The sequence below is a fragment of the Streptomyces pratensis genome, from assembly GCF_016804005.1.
GTDB classification, from domain to species: Bacteria; Actinomycetota; Actinomycetes; order Streptomycetales; family Streptomycetaceae; genus Streptomyces; species Streptomyces pratensis_A.
In genome coordinates this window covers 4,182,636-4,204,047 of the sequence record NZ_CP051486.1, presented here as the reverse complement: position 1 = coordinate 4,204,047, position 21,412 = coordinate 4,182,636, and the positions used below count along the sequence as shown (strand labels likewise).

The 21,412-nt window shown below is 69.1% G+C and carries 17 protein-coding genes and 2 pseudogenes; 15 read left to right on the top strand and 4 right to left on the bottom strand.

The genetic code is table 11. From position 1 onward, the window contains the following. Positions 1–7 precede the first annotated feature (7 nt). The 8 genes and pseudogenes from HED23_RS16875 (at position 8) to HED23_RS16845 (ending at position 10,475) form a co-directional block, all read left to right on the top strand. On the top strand, positions 8–520 hold the full coding sequence (locus HED23_RS16875) for a DUF1707 SHOCT-like domain-containing protein (protein ID WP_203187523.1): 513 nt from the start codon (positions 8–10) through the stop codon (positions 518–520). Positions 521–583: 63 nt separating this feature from the next. Then, positions 584–898: pseudogene (locus HED23_RS35235) on the top strand (ATP-binding protein); the annotation flags it as partial. Positions 899–2,067: 1,169 nt separating this feature from the next. Continuing rightward, entirely contained in the window at positions 2,068–2,775 is a 708-nt protein-coding gene (locus HED23_RS16865; RefSeq protein WP_203184218.1) for a helix-turn-helix transcriptional regulator, read from the top strand. A gap of 4 nt (positions 2,776–2,779) precedes the next feature. Further along, positions 2,780–2,908 carry a hypothetical protein gene (locus HED23_RS35705; protein ID WP_274383028.1) on the top strand — a complete coding sequence of 43 codons (129 nt, stop codon included), beginning with the start codon at positions 2,780–2,782 and terminating at the stop codon, positions 2,906–2,908. A gap of 7 nt (positions 2,909–2,915) precedes the next feature. Then, on the top strand, positions 2,916–3,878 hold the full coding sequence (locus tag HED23_RS16860) for an ornithine cyclodeaminase family protein (protein WP_203184217.1): 963 nt from the start codon (positions 2,916–2,918) through the stop codon (positions 3,876–3,878). Next, a complete protein-coding gene (locus HED23_RS16855; RefSeq protein ID WP_203184216.1) occupies positions 3,875–5,044 on the top strand; it encodes a DSD1 family PLP-dependent enzyme in 1,170 nt (389 codons plus the stop codon). Before HED23_RS16860 ends, HED23_RS16855 begins: the two co-directional genes overlap by 4 nt. A gap of 54 nt (positions 5,045–5,098) precedes the next feature. After that, positions 5,099–6,067, top strand: coding sequence for a threo-3-hydroxy-L-aspartate ammonia-lyase (locus HED23_RS16850; protein ID WP_203184215.1), 969 nt, complete (start codon positions 5,099–5,101; stop codon positions 6,065–6,067). 907 nt (positions 6,068–6,974) lie between these two features. Continuing rightward, a complete protein-coding gene (locus HED23_RS16845; RefSeq protein WP_203184214.1) occupies positions 6,975–10,475 on the top strand; it encodes a HelD family protein in 3,501 nt (1,166 codons plus the stop codon). A 54-nt stretch (positions 10,476–10,529) separates the two neighbouring features. Here the strand turns inward: HED23_RS16845 and HED23_RS16840 are convergent, their stop codons facing one another. Further along, entirely contained in the window at positions 10,530–11,456 is a 927-nt protein-coding gene (locus tag HED23_RS16840; protein ID WP_203184213.1) for a MerR family transcriptional regulator, read from the bottom strand. Between the two features lie 517 nt (positions 11,457–11,973). Between HED23_RS16840 and HED23_RS16835 the strand changes: the two genes are divergently transcribed. Next, the gene (locus HED23_RS16835; protein ID WP_203184212.1) at positions 11,974–12,480 is read left to right on the top strand and encodes a DinB family protein; all 507 of its coding nucleotides are present in this window, start codon (positions 11,974–11,976) and stop codon (positions 12,478–12,480) included. On the opposite strand, the pseudogene HED23_RS16830 reads toward HED23_RS16835, so the two are convergent. The 3 genes and pseudogenes from HED23_RS16830 to HED23_RS16820 all read right to left on the bottom strand — a co-directional run. Then, positions 12,477–13,106: pseudogene (locus tag HED23_RS16830) on the bottom strand (transposase family protein); the annotation flags it as partial. The gene HED23_RS16835 and the pseudogene HED23_RS16830 sit on opposite strands and share 4 nt — an antisense overlap. 212 nt (positions 13,107–13,318) lie before the next feature. Then, positions 13,319–14,146, bottom strand: coding sequence for a tetratricopeptide repeat protein (locus tag HED23_RS16825; protein ID WP_203184211.1), 828 nt, complete (start codon positions 14,144–14,146; stop codon positions 13,319–13,321). Next, positions 14,146–14,484, bottom strand: coding sequence for a hypothetical protein (locus HED23_RS16820; RefSeq protein ID WP_203184210.1), 339 nt, complete (start codon positions 14,482–14,484; stop codon positions 14,146–14,148). The genes HED23_RS16825 and HED23_RS16820 overlap by 1 nt, the downstream gene beginning before the upstream one ends. A gap of 185 nt (positions 14,485–14,669) precedes the next feature. Between HED23_RS16820 and HED23_RS16815 the strand changes: the two genes are divergently transcribed. The 6 genes from HED23_RS16815 (at position 14,670) to HED23_RS16790 (ending at position 20,918) form a co-directional block, all read left to right on the top strand. Then, a complete protein-coding gene (locus HED23_RS16815) occupies positions 14,670–15,080 on the top strand; it encodes a DUF6221 family protein (protein WP_338019623.1) in 411 nt (136 codons plus the stop codon). A gap of 105 nt (positions 15,081–15,185) precedes the next feature. Next, complete coding sequence (locus HED23_RS16810) at positions 15,186–15,740, top strand: hypothetical protein (RefSeq protein ID WP_203184209.1); 555 nt, start codon at positions 15,186–15,188, stop codon at positions 15,738–15,740. Positions 15,741–16,002: 262 nt separating this feature from the next. Continuing rightward, positions 16,003–16,188 carry a hypothetical protein gene (locus HED23_RS16805; RefSeq protein ID WP_203184208.1) on the top strand — a complete coding sequence of 62 codons (186 nt, stop codon included), beginning with the start codon at positions 16,003–16,005 and terminating at the stop codon, positions 16,186–16,188. Positions 16,189–16,773: 585 nt separating this feature from the next. After that, positions 16,774–17,958, top strand: coding sequence for a globin domain-containing protein (locus HED23_RS16800; protein ID WP_203184207.1), 1,185 nt, complete (start codon positions 16,774–16,776; stop codon positions 17,956–17,958). Further along, positions 17,955–18,659: a pyridoxamine 5'-phosphate oxidase family protein gene (locus HED23_RS16795; RefSeq protein WP_238442001.1), complete on the top strand. Its 705-nt coding sequence runs from the start codon at positions 17,955–17,957 to the stop codon at positions 18,657–18,659. Before HED23_RS16800 ends, HED23_RS16795 begins: the two co-directional genes overlap by 4 nt. A gap of 501 nt (positions 18,660–19,160) precedes the next feature. After that, on the top strand, positions 19,161–20,918 hold the full coding sequence (locus HED23_RS16790) for an immunity 49 family protein (RefSeq protein ID WP_238442000.1): 1,758 nt from the start codon (positions 19,161–19,163) through the stop codon (positions 20,916–20,918). Positions 20,919–21,412 lie beyond the last annotated feature (494 nt).

Below are 21,412 nucleotides of genomic sequence, written 5' to 3'. Positions count from 1 at the left end.
GGACTCGATGCCGCTGGTCGGCGAAGAAGACCGCGATACTGCCGTTCAGCGCCTTCAGGACGCCTACGCCGAAGGGATCATCTCGCACGAGGAGTTGGACGAGCGCCTCCACCGTGTCCTCACCGCCGAGCTGCAGAGCGAGCTTGTGTCGGCCCTGGCTCTGCTCCCGGCGGAGCACCCTGGCACCACGTCGACGATCGCCGTTGCCGGCGGCCGGATCCAGCGGCGCGGCGTGTGGAGGGTACCTCGGATTCTCAAGGTCGAGTCCGCGTTCGGAAGGGTGCGCCTGGATCTGTCCCGGGCGGTCATCGAGCATCCGATAGTCGACATCGAGTTGCAGCTCGGCACCGGCAGGGCCAAGATCACGGTGCCTCGCGAAGCCGTCGTCGAGGGTTTGCAGACTGGGTGGAAGGATCTGCGTTACAAGGCCCGGCCGCTTACCCGGCCCGGCGGGCCGAAGATCCGTATCTCCGGGACCATGGGATTCGGGCGGCTGAAGATCCGCCACGCCCGGCGTTGAGGCTTCATCCGGGACCAGGACCACACGTCCGTCACTCCATCCCTGCGGTTTGCCGGTGCCGTGGCCGCCGACGAGGAGCAGCTCGACAAGACCAGCGCCCGCTCCGGCCGCGTCGCCCTGTGCGTCGACGAGTTGGGCTGCACGGAACTGGACCGCCGCGACGCCGAACCTCTCTTCCAGGTCCTGACCGAACGCGCGGTGAAGTGCAGGACCGCCGTCGCCCCCGACGAGCTCCTCGGAGGCTGAATCAGGACCTTCACCGTTTGCCCGCCTTCGCGCGGACATCGTCGACCGTCTCACCTTCGACGGCACCACATCGAGAGCGAAACTGACTCCTGCCGCCTCGCCGGCACACGGCCACGGACGGAAGTGCCCGCCGAGGCAGCCGACTTGCTGGAGGACGGCTGCGGCCCGGCAGCGCCCCGAGCCGAGGACAAGGTCGGCAGGACGCCGGTTCATGGAGACTGGAGCCTTCTCGGGGATCGTGTGTAAGGCACTGGGGGCAGGGGTCCATGTAGCCGGAACCGACGGGCTGCGCGGCGGAAGTATGAAGGGTGTCTACCGAGTTCGCGTGGGCGGGGCGAGTACGGCGAGTGTGATCGTCTACAGCGGGGCCGCGACCGAGAGTTCTGGCCGGCTGCGGAACGCCTCGACGCGGCCCACAGCACGTCTTCCTCCGGCTTCGCTTCGGTGACCAGCACCCGGTCCGGAAGTCGACCCCCTGGTCCAGGCTCTGCAGATTCTCGGTGCCGGCACCTTGTACGGGAGCGTCCTTGCCGATACTGGTGAGCTCCACGGCTACCAGCAGAATGAGGGCCGTGACCACCTCGAAGTAGAGGATCGCCTTGCCGGTGATCCGCCCGACCTTCCTGACCGATTCCATGCCGGCGACGCCCAGCACCCGAGCGGGAAGACCAGCGGCAGCACCACGACCTGAACCAGGTCGAGGAAGACGTCACCGAGGATCTTCATCTGCTCACCGGCAGCCGGGACGAGGGTGCCGAAGAGCGCGCCGAGACCGACAGCGATGACCGGCTGCACGCCGATCGGCAGCCGAAGACATCGTCCGAGCATGCCTGAACTGCGCTTTGAGCTTCCGGATCGATGGTCCGGAGTGGTGGGGACGTCATGGTGTGCCTCCGAAGCTTTGGTTGATGGGGGCAGGGGGCCGTGTCCCACGACGGCCGTGCGTCCCGCGCTCGGCGGAGGCCGGCGGTGCCTGCGGGGAACGTGCGTTCTGAAGGGCTCGGGCCGGCAGGCCGCGCAACAGTGGAATCGCTGCTTGGCGTGGTGAGGGGTGGGCTCGTTCCAGTGATGCAGGCCAGGAACGGCAGGGCGGAAGTTCTTCGGGCGAAGAGCATCGGCGTGCCCCGTTGCAGGCCTGGCGAGGCCGACCACCCCGGCCGCTGGACGGGAACTCTGGAGATGGATAGATTATCTGTACAGGAATGGACGAAAAAATAAGAACTGCATGCTGATCCCCGCGCGCTGCACCCCTGTGGGAGTGCGGAGCGGCAGGGAGCGGGACCCATACGGAAGGCAGGGCGATGGCAGCGGAGAACGACACCCACACGAGCCAGGACGGAGCACGCCTACATGACGGGCAGCTGCCCGGACCGGCGGTCTCCGAGGCCTCGGACGACGAGCACCTCCTGACCGAGTTCGAGAAGGTCGCCGAGGGACTGGGACGCATGTTCCCCGGCATCTGCGAGGTCGTGCTGCACGACCTGCGCGATCCGGACCACGCCATCCGTTTCATCGAGAACAACCTGTCGGGACGTGAGGTGGGGCAGTCGGCCACCGAACTGGGACTCGCCCGCATCCGGGACCCGCAGTACCCCAGCGTCATCCAGAACTACGCCAACCAGTTCCCCGACGGGCGTCCCGCGAAGAGCACCTCGATCGGGATCAAGAACGCTTCCGGGCAGTACATCGCAGCCCTCTGCCTGAACCTGGACATCTCGACGCTCTCGCCCATCACGCTGACGCTGTCGAACCTGGTGGCGACCGATCCCGAGAACCGGGACGTCTCGCTGGAGAGGCTGCGCGACCGAAGCCGCCGAGAGCTGCGCGAAGTCATCGAGGCAGCAGCGGCAGAGCGCTCCACGACCCCGCGGGCCCTGCCTCGGGAAGGGAAGAGGGAACTCGTGCGGCGCCTGTACGAGGACGGCTACTTCGACGCCCGCAATGCCGCCCAGACCATCGCTGATCTGCTCGGAATCTCCCGAGCCAGTGTGTACTCCTACACGAAGTGATTCGATGACCACCGACGAGATCACCACGGGGCACGACCGCCCCCGCCCGGGCGAGGAGCGGGCCGTCGCCGGCCTCAAGGAACTCCACCACGGGTCCGCAGCGGAGGTGCACGCCATTGCTGCCCTCGACTGACCACCATGTGCCGCACTCAGACCGGACGCCGGGATCGTACGGACTGCTGTACGTCACCGAGGAACAGACTGCCGCGCTGGTGGACGAGTCCCTCGCCCTCGACGCGGCCCGCCACGCCTTCGCCGCCACCGTGAACGCTGCCGCCCTCCCCAGCCTCGTCGTGCACGGATCCGACCCGCGCAATCGATTCACCCTCAAGCCGTCAGCCTCCGCGACCCACGCCGGGGTCAAGATCGGCACCTTCTGGCCGGACAACCCCGCACGCGGGCTGCCCAGGCACCACTCCACCCTGCTGCTGTTCGACCAAAGCATCGGCAGGATCGCGGCAGTCCTGGAGGTCGGGACGGCGAACGCCTACCGGACCGCTGCCGCCGACGCCCTGGCCGTGGACCTCCTTGCCCGCACCGACGCCGAGACCCTGGCGGTCTTCGGCACCGGGCACCAGGCCGCCTACGAAGTCCGGGCCGTCAGCCGCGTGCGGCCCATCAGCAAGGTGCTGGTGGTAGGACGGGACAAGGACCGCGCCACCGAGCTGGCCGTGCGACTGTCCGCAGACGGCCACGACGCGCGGAGTGTCAGCGCTGAAGAGGCCTGCGCACGGGCCGACGTCATCGTCACTGCCACCACCGCCCAGACCGACACGCCACCCCTGTTCGAGGCGCAGTGGATCCGTCCGGGCACCCATATCTCCGCCATGGGCGCTGACGCACCCGGCAAGCGGGAGCTCCCACCGGAACTCCTGGCCACCGCACGCCTCTTCTGCGACGTTCCCGAGCAGGCCAGGCGCATGGGCGAAAGCCAGCACGCCTCAGAAGACGCCGTCCTCATCCCGCTCGGCGACGTTCTCACCGACCGAGTCTCAGGGCGGGACGTCGATGAGGACATCACGGTCTTCGACAGTTCCGGGGTCGGCCTGCAGGACCTGTGTCTGGGCCTGGCCCTCCTCAAGAAAATGGACGTGTCCCTGTGAACGCCACCCCTTCCGCAGCCGCCGAGACGACGCTGGCCGACCCCGACACCCCCTTCGCCGCCGTCGACGTGAACAAAGCTCTGCGAAACATCGAACGACTCGCAGCCCGAGCCGACGATCTTGGCGTCACTTTGCGCCCGCACGTGAAGACCGCCAAAAGTCTCGACGTCGCCGCTCTCATGCATGGCGGCGCCCCATGCCCTGTCACCGTCTCCACCCTCGCCGAAGCAGAGGCGTTCGCCGACGGCGGCTACACCGACATCACCTACGCCGTCGGCATCGAGCCCCACAAGCTCCGCCGCGTCATCGCCCTTCTGCACCGTGGCGTCACCCTGCGCGTCCTGCTCGACAGCCGCGAGCAGGCCCACTTCGTAGCCGACGCCGCACGCGAAGCCGGCCTCGCCGTACCCACCCAGATCGAGATCGACTGCGACGGCCACCGCGGCGGCCTCAAGGCCGACGCCCCCGGGCTCATCGACATCGCCCGCATCCTGCACGACGCCGGATGCCTCGACGGGGTCCTCGCCCACGCGGGCGAGTCCTACTACGCCTACACCCCCGAGGACCAGCGGGCGGCAGCCGAGAACGAACGCGACACCGCCGTCGCAGCCGCCGAAAGGCTGCGCGCCGCGCAGCTACCCGTCACCACCGTGAGCGTGGGCTCGACTCCCACTGCCCACGCCGCCGACGATCTGACCGGCGTCACCGAACTACGGGCAGGCAACTACGTCTTCTTCGACCTCGTCATGGCAGGCCTCGGTGTCTGCCAGGTCGACGACCTAGCCCTGTCGGTCGTCGTCACTGTCATCGGGCACCGCCCTGAGCACGGCTGGATCATCACCGACGGCGGATGGATGGCCATGTCACGCGACCGCGGCACCGCCGGCCAGGTCGAGGACCAGGGCTACGGCCTGGTCCTCGACCTGGCCGGACGCCCGATCCCGAACCTCTTCATGAGCGCGGCCAGCCAGGAACACGGCACACTCACGGTGCGCGAAGGTGCCCTCCTGCCCGACCTGCCCGTCGGGACCCGCCTGCGCATCCTTCCCAACCACGCGTGTGCCACGGCGGCCCAGCACCGCGGCTACCACGTCGTCGACAGCGCCCAGGACACGGGCTCAACGCCCGCCGTGCAGGCCAACTGGCAACGCATTCACGGCTGGTGACCAGCAAGCAGGACCCGGCGACCGCCGCCTCACCCACCTACGCAAGGACACACCATGACCGCAGCTTTGCCCGTGACCTTCGACGACGTCCGCGCCGCCGCCGCACGGCTCAACGGCATCGCACACCACACCCCCGTCCTGACCTCCCGCACCCTCAACGCCCTCGTCGGCGCGGAAGTGTTCATCAAATGCGAAAACTTCCAGCGGGTCGGCGCCTTCAAGTTCCGGGGTGCCTACAACGCCGCCGCGCAACTGTCCCCGGAACAGCTCGCCAAAGGCATTGCCGCCTACTCCTCCGGCAATCACGCCCAGGCCACCGCACTGGCAGCCCGGGAACTGGGCACCAGCGCCGTCATCCTGATGCCCGAGGACGCCCCCCGGTCGAAGAAGGAGGCCACCGCCGGATACGGCGCGGAAATCGTCTCCTACGACCGCTACACCCAGGACCGCACCGCCCTCGGTGAGGCGCTTGCCGCCGAACGCGGCCTCGCGCTCGTCCCTCCCTACGACCACCCGCACGTAATCGCGGGCCAGGGCACCGCAGCCCTGGAACTCCTCGAGGAGGTCGGGGAACTCGAGGCACTCATCGCACCTGTCGGAGGCGGAGGACTCATTGCAGGCAGCGCCATCACCGCCAAGGCGCTGCGCCCCGGCATCCGCGTCGTCGGTGTCGAACCCGACAACGGCGACGACACCAAACGCTCCCTCGAAGCCGGGGAGCGCGTCACCATCCCCGTGCCACGGACACTCGCCGACGGACAGGCCCTGCCCACTCCCGGCGAGGTCACCTTCGCCATCAACCGTCAACTCGTCGACCACATCGCCCTCGTCAGCGACGACGACATCCGAACCGCGATGCGCTTCGCCTTCGAACGCCTCAAGATCGTCCTCGAACCCAGCGGCGCGACGGCCCTGGCCGCACTCCTCGCCGGCCACATCGACAACCTTCCCCGGCGCATCGGCATCATCGCCTCCGGAGGAAACATCGACACCCAACGATTCACCGAGATCATCAACGGCTGACGCGATGACCAGGGTGCAGGCGCCATCAACACCGCCACCGCGTTCGATGTGGGCAAGGACCTCAGCCCGCCGCAGTACCTCACGCCGGGCGGCATCCGGGTCCACGGCCCGGACGCGAACCGTGGGAGGTGTACGTCGTCAAGGCCGACGCCGACAACCTGACCGAGCAGCGGAGCAGCGCATGTTGCTCCGGCCCGTACGCCACCGACATCGACGCGCGTACCCCGCCACCGCCGGCAGTTGCTGCTGACCCCGGCCGGCCTTCACACCGACCAAGCCGCGACCGGACCGGGGGACCGGTCGCGGCCTCTCGCTGTTGTGCCCGCCCTGCGCACCACACCGATCTGCCCGCGAACTGCGAGGACGGCAAAGGACATGGCGCCCGGCCGATGAGGATGAGGGCGGCGCAAGGGCCGCCGTGTGTCGACAGGACTCATCCATGGGAGTCGCTCTGCATCACGGTCGGCAGTTCGGGCCCGCAAGGCGACACGGCAGTCCCCTCGCGGCGCCGGGCGGACGCTACTCGGCCCTGATACCAGGCAAAACACCCCAGGTCCGCCGTCAGCCCCACGGTCACCGGGAGCGAACGGAAGTCTCGAGGTGCTGGGCACCGCAGTGCCGGGCGACCAGTACCACCGGCCGGCTGTGTCTGAACTGCTGCACGACGGCCGACACGTCGAGCCGCGCGGGAGTCGTCCGGTCACACCGGGCCCGGGATGCCACGACCACCAGCACGAGACCGGGCCCACGCACTAGCAGGTGGGCGCCTGGAGTGCCGGGAAACGGGGAGCTGGTCCGGAAATTGCTCTCTGACTGGTTGTCATCGTTCGGTTTCTGATAGTTGTTTCAGCGGGGTACGGGCGCAGGCCCGTAGCGGCGCTCACGGGCGCCCGCAGGGAGGATGCACATGGGCACCACCACGCACGACGAGGTCATCGCCACCGAGCAGACGGCGGTGGACCACGCGTACGACTGTTACACCGCGAAGCTGGCCGAGATGACCGGGTCGTCGGCCGCCACGGCTTCGGCGAGCGGGAAGGACGGCATCGCCAACCGGAAGCATGCCGAGGCGCAGGCCGAGGCGTACGGCGGCCTCGGCGGCGAGGCGCTGGTCTTCTCCCGCGTGGACGCACCGGAGGACCCGGGCGGAAAGCCGCGGCCCTGGTACATCGGCCGACGGGTCGTGCACGACTCCGACAAGGAAATCGTGGTCCTGCCGTGGACCAGCACACTCGCGAAGAGTTGGGCCGAGGCCTTGCCCGACTCACCCGGGGAGGTGGTGCTGCGGAGGCAGCTGCGCTGTGTGCAGCGTGTCGTCCAGGACTACTTCGACGAGATCGCCGCCCCGGTCATCCCTTCTCCGGCCCCGGTTCCGCAGCCGCGCCCGGCCGCTGACGACGCGACCGAGGCACATCCCCAGGAGACTGCCGGGACACCCGTCGCGGTGGGCCAGGAACGGGGCGAGGGACAGCGCGACGACCGTCCGCCGCCCCCGACGCCCGGCGACGTCGTCCGCCACCAGCGCCGTAAGCCGGTCCAGCCGGACGACTTCCTGCTGCGCGAGCTCCGGCGCTCTCGCGGCGGCCGGATGCGGGACATCGTCGAGACGATCCGCCGCGACCAGATGGACCTGGTGACCGGTTCACCGTCCGACATCCTCGTCGTACAGGGCGGCCCGGGTACCGGTAAGTCCGCCGTCGGGCTGCACCGCGTGACCTGGCTCGTCAACAACGAGCACTTCAAGGCTCAGGACATCCTCGTCATCGGCCCGCACCAAAGGTTCCTCGACTACGTCGGCCAGGTGCTGCCCACCCTCGGCACACGAGACGTCAACGCTGTCCAGCTGAACCGCCTGTGGGACGGCGAGATCCGCGGCACCGACAGCCCGCAAACGCGGCTGGTTAAGTCCGGCGAGCGGATGGCGGCCGTGCTGCGGCGCCGTGTCGAGAGCGACTGCCGACCCGAGGCCCTCGACGACCTCACCTCCGAGCCCTCCTACGAGGGCGATGAACCTGCCGTCGTCGTCAGCGCCGGCAGTACGACGCTGCGCGTGCCGAAGTCCGAAGTCCTCGTACTCCTCGACGAGTCGCGCACCGTCGACGGCCCTTACCGGCAGCGCCGCGAACGCTTCCGCAGCCTGTTCGTCGACCGCCTCCTCCAGGAGCTGGCCACCATCGCCCCCCGCCGTGGCCAGGGCGGCACGATCCGCCGCGACCTGGAGCGCAACCGCCGCGTCGAGCGTCTCGTCGAACGCATCTGGCCCTCGCCGGGCGGGAGAGAGGCCCTGCGCAGCCTCTACGATTCGCCCGACCTGCTGCGCGCCTGCGCGGACGGCATCCTCGACGCCGACGAGCAGGCAGCCCTGCACCGGCCGCGTGCCGCCACCGCCGATGCGGAGCCGTGGACACTCGACGACCACGTCTGCCTCGAAGAACTCCGGTTCCTCATCGACGGTGACGCCCCCCACCGCTACGGGCACATCGTCATAGACGAGGCCCAGGACCTCACCCCGCTGCAGGCCCGCGCGCTGCGCCGCCGTTGCGCCGTCGGCGGTTCCATGACGGTTCTCGGTGACCTGGCCCAGGCCACCGGCCCCCACACGCACCTCACCTGGGACCTCCTCGGCACACTTCTGTCCGACCACGGAGACTGGCGCGTCGCCGAGCTGAACACCAGCTACCGTGTCCCGGCCGAGATCATGGAGTTCGTCGAACCCCTCGCCCGCGCGGTCGCCCCCGGACAGCTGTATCCGCAGGCCGTGCGAGAGGCGGGCGAGGGCGCCGTACGAACGGTGGCGACCGAGCCGTGGAAGCTGCTCGACGACACCGTCGCCCAGATGACCCGTCTGGCCGGCACCAGCGACGGGAGCACTCCGCGCTCCGTCGCCGTCATCGTTCCCGACGACTCGTCCTGGCTGGACGAGATCAGCCGCCGCCTCGACGAGGGCGCCGGCCTCACGGACACGGGCCGTGAGGCGGTGTCCGTCCTGGCTGCGGCCCAGGCGAAGGGCATGGAGTACGACCACGTCCTGGTCGTCGAGCCCGCCACCATCGCCGATCGCGGCCCTGCCGGCCTACGACAGCTGTACATCGCCCTCACACGCAGTACGCAGAGCCTGACTGTGCTGCACACCTCGCCGCTCCCCGACGTCCTCACGAACAGGGATACCGCCCCCCGGGTCCCCTCAGCCGGGACAGGAGCGGCCGGCGTGGATGCGGACGACGTTCCCGGGGCCGGGGCAGTGGCGGACACGGACGACGTACCCGGGACAAGGTCAGCTGTGGATGCGGACGACGTTCCCGGGATCGGGGCCGATATCCGCGTCCGGGTCATCGGTCCCGGGCCCGGCGGACGCTACAAGGTCCAGGCACTGAGCCCTGAGACGGACCGCCCCCTGGCCCTGACGGTCCGGCACGGCTCCACGCCGCCCCGGCCCGGCGACGAACTGGACTGCTGGGTCTTCGCCAACGAGACCGGTCAGAGCGTGCTCACCGCCGACAGACGGGGCCGCCTGCCCATCTCGCCGAAGATGGCTCAGCGTTACACGGCGGCGCTCGGTGTGCTCGACGATCTCGTCGCCGGAGACGAGGGTGCTACGGCGGATGCCCGCACCCGGCTGTCCGAGCTGCAGGGCATGGCCAACCGGATCCTCCGCCGCGATTCGGCGGACTGGGTGGAGGTGTACCGAGTCCTCGGCTCCCCTGACCGGCAGCGCCTGGGCACCCTGCGCGACCTCGCATCACGCACCAACCGCGCGCTGAAGGACGGCACTCCGGAGACGGGCCGACTGCAGGACGAACTCGCCGAGTCGGGCTGGGCCCTGGCTCTGGCCGGAGCACAGCAGAGGCTCCGTACCCGCCTGGCCGACGCCGCTGCCCTCGACAACGCCACAGAGCCCGCCGCCCATCAGCCCGAGCGCTCCGAGCAGAAGGAAACCGAACTCGTGACGACCGTCGAAGAAGCACCAGCTGTACCGGCAGTGACCACGAAGGAAGGCTTCCTGCGTGCCCTGGAGACCTCGGCGACCGCCGACCGCATCTGCAAGAAGCACGAGGCGGTTCGCCACGCGCTGAAGTCGGAGCTGTTGTGGGCGGATCTGCAGCCGACCGATTCCGTGACCGTGGACGTCATCTGCACCGTGGGCGAATCACTGTTCGTCTACGAGGTCCTGGGCGTCGGCCGTTCCGCGTACGCGGATCTCCGCTCAGGAGCGACCCGCCTTCTCGAGATCAACCACACCCTGCGCACGCCGGCCGACCGCCTCTACCTGGTCCTGTGTGAGCCGCCGGCCGAGGACTGGGCCGCCGATACCGTACGCGAGGCCTTCGGTGTTCACGTCCTGTGGCGTACCGCCGGCAGCTGGGGCGGTGAGGACCCCGATACAGCCCTGGGCCGCCGCCAGGCGTGAAACCCGTCGCCCCGTCGTTCCGCCGCCCCGCAAGGAGCCGCGGGACGACGCCGGTCACAGTGCGACCGGTGAGGCTTGATCCGCAGCACGCAGCGCGCGCAGCAGCCACTCGAGCTCCTCGGTCGCGTCGGGAGACGAGAACTGTCCACGAACGCGGGCGACGAGCCTGCGGTAGCGCTCCGCCCCTGCCTCGATTCCAGCCTCCAGGCACAGCAGCACAGCGGCCCGATCGGCGTCGCCGAACAGCTCGGACAGCACTTCGGCCGCCGCCGGTCCCGCGGGGGCCATTCCGCGTTTCCTGGCCTCGGCAACGGTCTGTACGACCTGCCTGGCCCACCAGATGGACGCCCCCGGGGGACGGCTCTTCCCCGCGACCGGGGTGCTCAGCTCCAGCATGGTGCGCATCCGGGCACGGAAACCGGGATCCCGCACCAGCTCGGCCAGTTCGATCCACGCGTCGACCTGCTCGGGTGTGGGGTCGTCGGGCAGTTCGACGCTGAAGGTGCGCATACGGTCATGCAGACGCGGGTCCATGTCGAGCCCGCCGAACACCTCTTTCTTGAACTCGTCGATGATCTGCTTGCGTTCGGCGGCGGACAGCCGCGCCAACCGGTTCATCAGTGCTGTCTCCTCAGCAGTCGAACCACGTTTCGATACGGTGGACAGGACGGCGCGGCTCACCTTGAGGGAGCGGATCCGCGCGTCGAGCGCGGCCACGTGCGCGTCGGCGATCTCGGCGACCGTGGTGCGGCCGCTCAGGACGCGGCACACGTCGTCGAGCCCGAGGCCCAGCTCCCGCAGGGTACGGACCAGTTCGACGCGGGCCACGGACTCGGCGTCGTACAGCCGGTAGCCGCTCGCGGAGCGGGCCACCGGCTCCACCGCCCCCTCGTCCGACCAGAAGCGCAGGGTCCGTACCGGCAGACCGGTGCGGTGAGCGAGCTGGCCGATGGTGAGCACGTCGGGGTGTTCGTCTTCCATGGGTGAGATCCTGGACCCTCCAGCCGCTGGAGACTCAAGTGCCCGGCGCGCGAACCGGTGCTCTGCTCGACCTCTCTGGCTTGTTCAAGCGTATGCGGCAATGCCAGGCAGCTGCCTGTGGCCCATGGGCCATCAGCCACACGTGATCACGAACTCGTGGCAGGTCTCGGTGAGCTGACGTCGGTCGCCAAGGCGTCCTCACCATGGAGGCCACGGTGAGAACGCCAAGTCAGCAAGCTCCGCACCGTTTTTGCCAAGAAGCTGGCTGTGGTGGTTCCCGCTGGTTGCCCGGGCTTGCCGCGCTCTCCCTGCTCGCGGGAGCCCTCCCGCTGGCACCCTGGATGCTGAACAGCGCTGCTGCCGTGCAGCAGGGTGCCACCTTCGTGCTGATCGCTGGCTGGGCCCACCGGTGCCGTATCGCCGTGGCCATCTGCCGGACAAGGAGCCAGGTGGAGCAGGTTGGGCTCATCGGAAATTGCCTCGACATCGGTCGTGATGATCGGGGAGGCTTCGCGCGATGACCAGAATCGATGACACGCCGCCCGCGTGGGACGAGCGCACCCAGCTCACCACGTTTCTCGACTACACACGTGACACCGCACGCGCCAAATGCGACGGCGTCTCCGACGAGAACGCGGGCAAGGCGCTCCTGCCGGGCTCACCGCTGATGACCATGAGCGGAGTGATCAACCACCTTCGCTGGGTCGAGTACTACTGGTTCCAAGTGGTCTTCCTCGGCGAGGACGACCGGGGCCCCTGGACCGAGGAGGACCCCGACCGCGAGATGCGTATCGCCGTCGACTTCCCGCTCGCGCAGTTGCTCGACGAATACGCCGACCAGAGCGCCCGGTACCGCGAACTGGTCGCCGGGAACGACCTGGACGAGCATGCCCGGCGAGCCGTCCGCAACGGCCTCCACGTCGACCTGCGCTGGATCCTGCACCACCTCATCGAGGAGACAGCCCGCCACAACGGCCACCTGGACATCCTGCGCGAGATGCTCGACGGTACGACCGGCGACTGAAGGATTCTCCAGTTCTTCATGCGGGCGATGGTGCGCTCGACTCGGGCGCGGACGCGTCGGTGTTCGGCGTTCTCCTCTTCCTGGCCGCGCAGCATCGGGCGTCCGGATCTTCTGCGGTGCGGGACGATCGATACGGTGCCCAGGCAGGCGCCGTCTGCGATGACCGTCGTGCCGACCGCGATGGCCGGCAGGTCCGATTCCCGCCCGTGTGGGCGTCGGCCTTGTTCCCGGGGACGGGGCGGGCCGAGGCGATCACCAGGCGGCTGTCCGTATCGATGACGACCCGCGCATTCACCGAGAACCGAAGTTACGGGAGGACGCGGCGACCTTGCGGTCGCGGACTGGGACGAGGGTTCCGTCCACGATCCACAGCCGTTCGATATCCGCGACGGGCCGAGGCGCCGGCTCGATCGCGAGGAGCGGCCGCAGGCGCTGGATGATCCGGCAGACGGTAGCCGGGGAGCAGCCGAACAGCGGGGCGAGCTGCCGCATCGTGAGGTCGGTGCGCCGGTGGGCGACCACCAGCAGGACCCGGTCCGCCAGCGGCAGGCACCAGGGGGGCCACCACCAGGACCGTTTCCTCCCCGCTCCCGTACTGCCTTCATCACCTTCCCGAGCCGGCTCATTCACAAGCCGGTGAACGTCTCCACCCACAACGACTCAGCCCGCAACACCCCGCCCATACAACGGGAATACCCAATCCCAGGCGTTCTGCAACAACCCTTGGCCGAGACTGTCCATTCCGACGTGAGCTTCTTCGCGATCTTCGCTGCGAACGTCCATCCCGACAAGTCGGCATCCATGCGGGTGTCCTTTACAGTTCCCCGGTCCACAGTTGTCACCGGCCGGGGGCGTCCTTCCTCCGCTTTCTCCGCTCCTGCTTCCTCCGCCGGTTCCAGTCCTGCAGAGCCACGTCGGAGGCCAGCCGGGTGCGCCGCTCCTGCAGACGTTTCATCTCGTGGTCACCGAGGTTCTCGTCGACGCCGTAGATGGTCCCCCGCTCGGCTTGGATCTCCTCGTCCAGGAGGTCCAGGGCCTCCTGGAGGTCGCCGTTGAGCTCCAGCGCCGTGACCAGGGTCGTGCGGATGGACCGCGTTTCGTCCCTCCGTTTCCATCTGAACGCCTGTGACTCGGCGTACAGGTCTCGCAGGAGGCGTACTCCCTCGGCCGCTTCGCCGTTCTCCGCGAGGAACCGGGCCAGGCTCGCCCGTCGGCGGTGGGTGTCGGCGTGGTCGGGGCCCAGCACCCTGGCGGAGTCCTCCGCGACGACCCGCGCTTCGGCGACGGCGCCGTCCAGATCACCGACCCTGCGTCGGCTCCAGGCGAGTGACGACCGACACCCCAGCGTGTCGGGATCGTCAGCCCCGAACTCCGCGGTCCGTTCGGCCACGTCCGCCTCGGCCAGCCGCAGGACATCTGTGTGCCGGCCTTCGAGGCTGAGCCAGGAGGACGCCCTCGAACGGGCGGCGAGGGTGTGGGGGTGCCAGCGTCCCAACTTCCGGGTGAGGTACGCGATGTCCTCGTGCACGTCCGGCCAGGGCAGGGCCTCCGGCCGCTTCCAGTGCCGGAAAAGGCGCCGGACCCGCCAGGTGCGGAGAGTGCGCCGCAGCGTGCGCTGCTTCTCAGACGTGCTCCGGTCGCCCCGGCTCTTCGGCGTCTTCGTCATCAGAACTCGCCTCCGCTGTCCATCCACGTCACCTCGTCCGTGTCCCGCTGGTACGCGCTGCGCCAGGTCCAGCTGCGGCCCAGCAGGTCACCCCCCTCTGTGCTGAGGCCCCGCTCGGCCGGGTGCGCCGGGAGCCGGCGGCAGTGGGCCGCGAACCGGACACGGCACCCGGGCCGGCAGCAGCCCACAAGCCAGACCAGCGGCACCGCCATCGATGCCTGCAGCACCAGACGGCACCACGCGCCGACCACGATCGGACCGATGCCGCTGGTCCAGTACTCCTGCTGCAGGAAGACCAACTGGACGGAGGTCCAGAGGGTGAACAGAAGCAGGGTCACCAAGGCAGCACCTGCGATTGAGTCCCTGGTGCGCAGCGACCAAGGCGCACCTTGAGGTCCTCGGCCCGCAGGAAGGCTCACGCTGCCGCTTGTGACCAGGCTCCCAGAACAGCCGGCTCAGCGGAAGCGGTTCGCCCTGCCGCCGCAGTGCTGCCAGCAGGGCGGCCGGCACCGGATGCCCCAGCATCGCGCGCGTCCAGCCTGTCCTGGAGGCCCTGGAGCACGATGGCGGAGCGGTTACCGTCACCGGCGTCTCCGCCCGGGCCGGCGTCTCACGGACCTTTCCCTACGACGCGGCCTGGACGACGCTGCTGGCCAGACTGCGCCACCTCGCGAGCAAGCAGCCCGCCACCGGGCAACCGGCCTTGCCCGATCACCAGCGGATCAGCACCAAGTCACAGGAATCGCTGGTGCGAGCGCTCCGGGAAGCCGACCGAGAACTGCACATGGAGAATGAGCGGCTACGCCAACTGGCGAACGACCACGAAGCCATGGATGCCTCGGACTCCCGCTCGGCCGGCCTGGCATACGCGCTGCCAGTTCTTGGCCAGTCATACGCCGAACACCCTGGCTACCAGCAGGAATGGCGCCCGTAGCCTTTCAAGGAGACAGTCCTGTAGGGCCGTTGCGTCTGGATCAGCGTGCGGACCGGCGGAGATGCCCGCGATGCGGAGGCGGGCCCTGTGAGAAGGGATGAAGTGTTGACGTTGTATTCCGATGTGACCGAGTTGCTGGCGGGGGCAGGCATCCGCGACGTGGACGTCGACCTTGCTGTCGCGGACGGGCACGTGCGATCGTCCGCATACCAACGCGTCGTGTCGGTGACCGCTTCCTCGCGGAGCCGCGGCCGAGACCGCGCGATCGTGGCCACGATCCTGCGTGACCCGGACGAGATGGCGTCCAAGACGGCCGTGGTCGCCCTCGTGGACAGGATCGCGACGAAGGTGACCGGCCCTGCCGAGTTCCGGCAGTGGTCGGCCGAACTGCTGCCGGAACTCGGCCAGCTCAAGACGGACGGGTTCCGCGACTTCATCCGCCGCCGCATCCACGACTGGCTGTTCCGTCTGTCCGTCGAGGACGGTCACGTGCCGGGACCGGCCGAGTTGGCGGAGGTCACGTACTGGATGCAGCGCTCCCTCGCCGAGGAGTCGACGTCTCCGGAGGTACTAGCCCTGCTCGCCGAGTCAGGCAGCAGAACGAAGATCCGAAACATCGCGAAGAACCGGTCCCGAAGCCGCGCGCTGAGAACGCGATGAGCCGGTACCGGCAACCGGAAGGCGCGCCGGCTGTCTCACCCACAAGATCGGCGTCACGTCCGACCGTCATGCGGGAGAACACGTCCAGGACGAAGGTGGCGTAGACCCAGCCGGTCCAGGGTCTGACGTGGACGCCGTCCCAGCCGGCGATTTGGGACCACCCGAGTGTCGCTGCCGACTGTATTGATCACCGGCGTCGTTGACGCTCGTGATCAGCACAGCCGGCGGGCGTCCTGGCCGAACAGGCGAGTTGATCGCGTCCTTGGCGCGGTCCTTCCAGTACCGGCACGAGACCGAGCAGCTGCGGTCGGCGGCCGCAGGCGGGGACACGGCGGTGCTGTGCCAGGCAGTGACTGACGCGGCGGGCCCGGGCAACAGCCGGCTGGTCGCCGACTACGCCCACGACGCGTGGGAAGCCGGTGGGGCCGACGTGCTGGTGTGGGGGTGACTGCCGGAACCGGCTCGGCGGTCCGCTGGGGGGTACGCGCAGGCCGCCGTCAAGGTTCGAGGTGCCGAGCCCGGCGACCCGGCACAGGCCGCGAGAACGTTGTTGATCCGCGGGGCGACTGCTTGCGGATCATCCCTCGAGGTCTCTTCACTTGATCAATTGGATTTGCTTACCGAATCTCCCCATTGCACTCGCGTACGGGCTACCCAGTACCGCGCCGGGGCGGTCCCGGACGGCCGGAGGCCCTGGTGACGGGGCCTGCCGCGTGCTCATGCTTCCGAAGTGGAGGGGTCGCGAGCCGTCGTTCTTCAGCACATTGTGATGATTTGGGGGCGCGGCGTTGGTCCCGCAAGTGGGATCGGCCCTGCCGCCCTATGTGCACAATGGCTCGTCCGCTGATCACACTTTCGCTGTTCTGAACCTGAGCGACACGGAACGTCCTTCTAAGATTGCGAATTTTTACATGTCGGCACATCCGGTACGCCTGGTGATCCACTCACCGTGTGCGACATCTGCTGGCCCCCGCGCCGTTTCCGCTCGGCGAGTGAAGACCTGCCTCCGCCCTGCGCGTTCCGAGGGCCGGTCATGACGGCCGCCCCGCTGACAGACCGGGAAATCTCCCTGGTGCGCACGAGCCTGGCGGTGGTCGCGCCGCAGGCCGCGGAGATGACCGTCTACTTCTACGCCATCCTCTTCGCCCGGTATCCCGAGGTGCGAGGGCTGTTCCCGGACAATATGGACGTTCAGCGTGACCGGCTGCTACGCGGACTGCTGCGCATCATCGATCTCGTCGACGACGTCGACAACCTCGTGCAGTTCTGCTCCCGGCTCGGCCGGGACCACCGTAAGTTCGGAGCCCTGGAGGACCACTACCCGGCAGTAGGCGACTGTCTTGTCGCCTCCCTGACCCGCTACGCCGGAACCGCGTGGAACGCCGAGGTCGCCGCCGCCTGGACCCGGGCCTACACCATTGCAGCCCAGGTGATGATCGCGGCCGCCGACGATGACACCCGCCTGCGCCCTGCCTCCTGGGAAGCGGAGATCATCCGCCACGAATACCGCGGCCACGGCATCGCCGAGATCACGGTGCAGCCCGACCAGCCCTACCGCTACGTCGCAGGCCAGTACGTGAGCATGGAAACCCCGTGGTACCCCCGTACATGGCGGCACTATTCCCCCGCCCATCTGCCGCGTACCGACCACACGCTCACCTTCCACGTCCGTGCCGTCCACCGCGGCCAGGTCAGCAACGCGCTGGTTCACCACGCCACCCCAGGGCACAGGGTCCGGCTCGGACCGCCCCAGGGCGAGATGACGCTCGCCACAGCAGGCGACCGCGACCTGTTGATGGTTGCCGGCGGGACCGGTCTCGCGCCGATCCGCGCCATGATCGAGGAAGCCGCCGTCTCCGGGATGCGCCGCCAAGTCGACCTGTTCATCGGGGCCCGCACCGCCCAAGAGCTCTACGGCCTGGACGACATGCTGCGCCTGGCCCAACGTCACCATTGGCTGTCCGTCAGGGCCGCCGTCTCGCACGAGAACATCCCCGGTGAGCAGGGCACACTTCCGCAGGTCCTGCACAGGTTCGGTCCTTGGGGCTGGCACGAAGCCTTCCTCTGCGGTCCGCCTGACATGGTCACCACGGCCGTGCACACCCTCCTGCACCAGGGCACGCCCCGGTCCCAAATTCATCACGACCCGCTCGACACCCCCATCCTCACCGCCCCCCTCACGTCGCACCGACCCGGTCAGGAGATCGACCAGCTGTGACCCGCCACGACGTCACCCCCTCGCGCGGAGAGCGCATGTTGCAGGCCCACCTGGGCACGAGCGAACGCGCCGACGCCTTCTACGACCGGCAGGTCCACCCGCACCTCACCGCGGCCATGCGCGACTTCATCCACCGTCAGTCAATGGTCTTCCTCTCCACCTCCGATGCCCGCGGCCACTGTGACGCCACCTTCCGCGCAGGCCCTCCCGGCTTCGTCACCGTGCTGGGCGACCGCACCCTGGCCTATCCCGAGTACCGTGGGAACGGCGTCCTGGCCAGCGCCGGCAACATCGCCGAGAACCCGCACATCGGTCTGCTCTTCATGGACTTCACCCACGACCACATCGGACTGCACGTCAACGGATCCGCCCAGCTCGTCGGCGACCAGGAGCTGCGTGCCGCCCACCCCTGGGTACCCGCGGACACCGCCCCTGGGCGGCACCCCGTGCTGTGGACAGTCATCAGCCTCCACGAGGCGTACGTGCACTGCTCCAAACACATCCCTCACCTCGAGCCCGCGCCCCGTCCCCAGGGAGTGGCGCGCACCCGCCCCAAGGACGCCGACTACTTCACCCAGCCGGAGTCCGTGTCCGTGGCATCCGGCCCGAGGCCTGACCTGGCACCCACTGGCCCCGACGTCTTCCAGCCCGTGCGCAGCGATGCGGTCGCGCATCCTCTGGCCGGCCCACGTGACCGCTGAGGCGCTGTGGGATCCGCCCGAGTGGGTTCGCGCGTACAGGCCACGGTCGTGCCGGGCCTCGGCGCGGAAGTCCGGGTGCCGGGCGAGGGTCCGTCCTCGATGCCAAACACCCTGTGTGCTTCCGCGGTCGTCACACTGAATCCCTGACAGCGCGCTTCACGCAGCTGCTGAAGCGTTTCAGCAGGAACAGCGGGCGATACGGGAACGACCCGCGCCCGGCCTGCCTCCAGGGCCCCTGCGTCGGAACCCTCGCGCCCGTCCGGCCCGGTGCCTCCTCCTTGAGGGCAGACACCGCGCCGCGGTAGACGTGACAGGTGATGCGGCGGGACAGCCGCTCGGACTTCGCCCTCAGTCAGTTCCCGGCGTGGCCCGGCAGCCGCACCGCCAATCGCCACGAATGTCTCGGCGAAGCCCGGCCGGAGCCCCGTATCCGGGCACAAGCCGGCTGTCAGATCCCGCGCATAGGCTGTCAACAGAGAGAAGCGATCAAGGAGCAGGGCAGTGCGCATAGAGCGTCACCAGGTGGGCGAGGCCGTCGTGTCGGCGGCACGCGAGGACTTCACGAACCGCATCGGGCGTCAGGTGCGGTCCATGTCGCGGGCAGGCCGGATGTCCGTCTACGAGTGGCACTCGATCGCCGACGAGTTCCTCGACTATCTGGGCGCCCTCTCCGTCGAGATGCCCGACCTCCACAGCTCGGAAGCGCAGGCCGCCCTCAAGGATGCCTCCGAAGCCGCGGCCGGCGCCGTCGCCTATGCGGCGTACCACCCGCACAGCAGCTTCCAGGTCTTCCTGGAATACGTGAACTTCGGCATGAGCTACGACCCGGGTGAGGAGGCCCCTGAGGAGAGCGTCACGCCTGGGGGTTGGACCGACGCACTCTGCCTGTCGGTCCTCAGGGACAAGGCCGAGCGGCACGGCGAGGCCTTCCACTTCGCCCGGTTGAAGTTCGCCGCGCGGGCGCAGGGAACGCCCGCCGGCGAGCTCGCCACAGGGCTGATGGCCGTGGTCCTGGACGACACCGGTGACGACGAGGAGTACCCGCCGAGCGCGCAGGCTCGGCTCGCCGCCATCGACGCAGCCACGGACCGCATCCGTGCCCGCGCCGCGGAGACGGGCAAGCCTCTCCTGGACCAGCCGGACAGCATGGCGCTGCACACGCTGCGCGCCCTGGCCGCCGGGGACCGGGAGGCCTTCGAGGCCGCGCTGACCGACCTCCTGGTCAGGCACACGACCCTGCACGGCCCTGCGGCTTCCCCGAGCACCCTTCTCCCGCTTGTTCCCATGGCCCTTGCCGCGCTCGCGTACCGGACCCTGGGCTGGGAGCCTGCCGTTCGAACCGATTACCTCCCGCACGCGCTGGTCACCGGCTTCGAGAGCCGGGGTCCGCGGGTCGCGGGGTTCGGCCGGAACCGGAGGCCGGACGCGGTGGCCGCACTCGCCGCAGGCCCCCTGGTCGTGGAGCGGCCGGCCTTGGACTGGACGGTGGGCCCGCAGATCGAGGCTCATTACGAGAAACACGCTCGTGAGGCGTCCGCCCCCGTCGACGCGGAACCCCGCGCCGTCCGGCGGCTCGACAGCGTCATGCGCGACCAGGAGCGCCTCTTCAAAAGGCGAGCGGGGACCTCCGACGATGTCACGGACGCCCAGCTCGTGAGCCTTCGGAGGGCCTCTCAGATCGGGGCGGCGCTGTTCCGTATCGCACTCGCGGAGCCAGGAACCGAGGTCGAGGTGACGATCGACGGCCGTGCGCTGCGCCACCCGGCCGAGCGGAACGATAAAGCCGGACCCGGAAACTGGCACAAGGCCACTGCCTTCGCCCTCGTCACCGGCGCGCGCGAGGACCTTGCCCCCTTGGTCCTCACAGGCCCTGCCTTTACCGGCCCGGACGGCTCCGCTTTCGCCGCGTACCGCGAAGCCCTCCACGCCTATCTGAACGGCACTGATTCCGAACCGGCCGCGCATCGGGCCTTGCAGCAGGCCGAGCGGGCCAGGGACTGGGGCTTCGCCATGCCGCCCGCGGTACTGCTGTCGCAGCTCGTGGAGGGAGACGCTGAGAGCTTCAACCTGGCCCTGACCGACGCGCTTGAAGCCCACCGTGCCTACTACCAGGTCGCCGACCGCGCCGACGATCCGGATGCTTCCGTAAACCTCGACATCCTCGCGCTGGCCTGCCACGCCCGCCGCCGCGGCTGGGACATCCGCGTCGAATCCCCCTACCTCCCACAGGGTCTTCTGGACGCCGCTGAACCCTTCTAGCGGCTGACGAGCTCGTGTGGGTCGGCATTGAGACGCCGAGCTCCGGATCGTCGATCACCCTGCGCGGTGGGGAACGTGAGACACCCGGCGATCACCAGCGACCGGAGGATTACCGGCCGGCCGGGGTGATCGCTGTACTTTTCGCCGAGGCAGGACCGTTGTGGCGTGAACGGCATCAGGCCGGGCTTGCACCCCGGCCACCGAAGCGTGCCGTGGGTGGCCGACGCGGAGCACCGGGCGAACGTACGGCCAATACGTCTGCCCGCTTCTGGCCGACGGCCGCCAGGCCGGCCGCGCCGCGACTGCGCACCCCGCCGTGACACCGCACTCGACATTCGACGCGCCGGCCCGAACCTGACGCCGGACCGGAAGCCGCCACCGTCTGAGCGCAGGCTGGCACATGCCGGCTGCCGCAACCGGCCAGGACCGCATCGGACTCGCAGCTCCCGCCCGATACCGCGATCGATCGCTCCGAAGGCAGGTGGGCCACATCA

What these genes read in the sequence shown, in the direction of transcription:
- HED23_RS16875 (WP_203187523.1), top strand. Translation starts at nt 8, where the DNA reads ATGCCGCTGGTCGGCGAAGAAGACCGCGATACTGCCGTTCAGCGCCTT.
- HED23_RS16865 (WP_203184218.1), top strand. Translation starts at nt 2,068, where the DNA reads ATGGCAGCGGAGAACGACACCCACACGAGCCAGGACGGAGCACGCCTA.
- HED23_RS35705 (WP_274383028.1), top strand. Translation starts at nt 2,780, where the DNA reads ATGACCACCGACGAGATCACCACGGGGCACGACCGCCCCCGCCCGGGC.
- HED23_RS16850 (WP_203184215.1), top strand. Translation starts at nt 5,099, where the DNA reads ATGACCGCAGCTTTGCCCGTGACCTTCGACGACGTCCGCGCCGCCGCC.
- HED23_RS16845 (WP_203184214.1), top strand. Translation starts at nt 6,975, where the DNA reads ATGGGCACCACCACGCACGACGAGGTCATCGCCACCGAGCAGACGGCG.
- HED23_RS16840 (WP_203184213.1), bottom strand. Translation starts at nt 11,456, where the DNA reads ATGGAAGACGAACACCCCGACGTGCTCACCATCGGCCAGCTCGCTCAC.
- HED23_RS16835 (WP_203184212.1), top strand. Translation starts at nt 11,974, where the DNA reads ATGACCAGAATCGATGACACGCCGCCCGCGTGGGACGAGCGCACCCAG.
- HED23_RS16825 (WP_203184211.1), bottom strand. Translation starts at nt 14,146, where the DNA reads ATGACGAAGACGCCGAAGAGCCGGGGCGACCGGAGCACGTCTGAGAAG.
- HED23_RS16800 (WP_203184207.1), top strand. Translation starts at nt 16,774, where the DNA reads ATGACGGCCGCCCCGCTGACAGACCGGGAAATCTCCCTGGTGCGCACG.